At 69.4% G+C, this 2,086-nt stretch carries 2 protein-coding genes; both read right to left on the bottom strand.

Annotation, left to right across the window (positions count from 1 at the left end; genetic code table 11):
• Window positions 1-76: 76 nt before the first annotated feature.
• Entirely contained in the window at window positions 77-835 is a 759-nt protein-coding gene (locus FV233_RS29205; protein WP_147857387.1) for a TerC family protein, read from the bottom strand.
• Complete coding sequence (locus tag FV233_RS29200; RefSeq protein ID WP_147857386.1) at window positions 832-1,785, bottom strand: lipid kinase; 954 nt, start codon at window positions 1,783-1,785, stop codon at window positions 832-834. The genes FV233_RS29205 and FV233_RS29200 overlap by 4 nt, the downstream gene beginning before the upstream one ends.
• Window positions 1,786-2,086: the final 301 nt, after the last annotated feature.

The raw sequence follows: 2,086 nt of genomic DNA, 5'->3' as shown, positions 1-2,086 counted from the left end.
GCGCACAGGAGGGCCGCGATCCGCATGGGTGTCTCCAGCGCCGTCTCGGCGCTTGGCGCCGGCGGGACGGGACCGCTCAGCGCGGGTTCCGGTCCGTGCCGGCGGCGGTCGCCCGCCTGCGTCCGCGGGCCAGCATGTTGAGGCCTTCGACGCCGGCCGAGAACGCCATGGCGGTGTAGATATAGCCCTTCGGCACGTGCGCCCCAAAGCCTTCCGCGATCAGCGTCATGCCGATCATGATCAGGAAGCCCAGCGCCAGCATCACCACGGTGGGGTTGCGGGCGATAAAGGCCGAGAGCGGCTCGGCCGCGACCAGCATGACGATCACCGCCACCACCACGGCCACCATCATCACCGGCACGTGCTCGGTCATGCCCACTGCGGTGATGATCGAGTCGATCGAGAACACGAGGTCGAGGAGCAGGATCTGGCCGATCGCCGCGCCGAACCCGATCGTGCCGCCGGATGTCCCGGTCTCGGCCGGGCCATCGGGATCGACGCTGTGATGGATCTCCTTGGTGGCCTTCCAGAGGAGGAACAGGCCGCCGCCGATCAGGATCAGGTCACGCCAGGAGAAATCCTGTCCCAGCACCGAGAAGACCGGCTCGGTCAGGTGCACGATGAACGCGACCGTGCCCAGCAGACCGAGCCGCAGGATCAAAGCCAGGCCGATGCCGATCCGCCGCGCCCGGGTCTGCTGGTCGGCGGGCAGCTTGTTGGTCAGGATCGAGATGAAGATCAGGTTGTCGACGCCGAGGACCACCTCCATCACGATGAGGGTCGCCAGGGCGGCCCAGATCGCGGGCTGACTCGCAAGCTGGATCAGGTCGGTCACGGGTCGTGCGTCTCGCTGGTCGGGAAGAGGCGGCTGCCGAGGGCGGCCAGGTCGAACGGACCGGCACTGCCCGCCGGATCGGGAGCGTAAACCCGGAGGATCTTCGGGAAGACCTTGAAATGGGCGGGCGTGTGCGTGGTCAGCTCGCCGTCGGTGTTCACCGGTCGGGGCTTGCGCGTCGCGATCTTGATCTCCCGGGTCTGGAACGCGCGCACGTCGGCCGCGCGTCCATGGGTGCCCCGGCGCAGGGCCGGCAGCAGCGCGATCAGCCGCCACCAATGGGCGACTTCCAGGCTGTAGAAATCGAGCTTGCCGTCATCGACCGTGGCGGTCTCCTCCACGGTCATGCCGCCGCCGTAGTGGCGCCCGTTGCCGACGGAGACCTGGATGGTCGTCACCCGCTCGACCGTGCCGTCGTGCTCGATCGTCACCGTGAACGGCCGCACCCGCCGCAGCACCCGGATGGCCGCCACCGCGTAGCCGAGCACGCCCCAGGTCTTCTTCGATTCGGCCGTGAGCTCGCCCGCCAGTTCGGCCGAGAAACCGATGCTGGCGACGTTGAAGTAGTAGTGGCCGTTGACCCAGCCGAGATCGACCGGCCGCGCCGCGGCATTCGGGATGAACCGCGCCGCGGCGATCGGATCCAGCGGCAGGCCCAGGGAGCGGGCGAGGTCGTTGGCGGTGCCCAGCGGCAGGATCGCGAGGGGCAGGCCGCTCTCCACCAGGGCGGGGGCGGCCATGTTCATGGTGCCGTCGCCGCCGCCCAGGATCACGAGGTCGACGTCCTTGGCGTGCGCGCGGATGACCGCCCGGCAGTCGGCGTCCGGCGGCGGCTCCACCGGCTCGATCCCGCCCGCCCGCAGGATGCCCCGCACCTCGTCGAGGTCGAGGCCGCCGTTGCGCGCCTTCGCGTTGCAGATCAGCAGCGCCCGGCGTTGGTCGGCACTCATCACGGGCTCCGATGCATCTGCGAGGTCACCGCGGTCTCGAGTCGGGACACAGGAACCTCGATGCTCAGGGCGGCGAAAGGGGGGATGACAGCCCGAAACGCGCGACAGCCAAGATTGTCCCCGACTTGGTGGTGAAAAGATCGAGCGCAACCCCGTCATCCCCGCAATCCCGGGCTGGTGTGGGCCCCGCACATCGTCAGAGTCACGGGTGCGCCCGGGGAAACCGTGGAACCGCTTCGGCATGCGGGCGCGTTCTCCCCACGTACGCTCCGGCCGCCAGGAAGGCACCGATGCCCGCCAC

The sequence above is a fragment of the Methylobacterium sp. WL7 genome (assembly GCF_008040085.1).
GTDB classification, from domain to species: Bacteria; Pseudomonadota; Alphaproteobacteria; order Rhizobiales; family Beijerinckiaceae; genus Methylobacterium; species Methylobacterium mesophilicum.
Note: the sequence above shows the minus strand (reverse complement) of the source record. Positions and strands in the feature narration are given on the sequence as shown.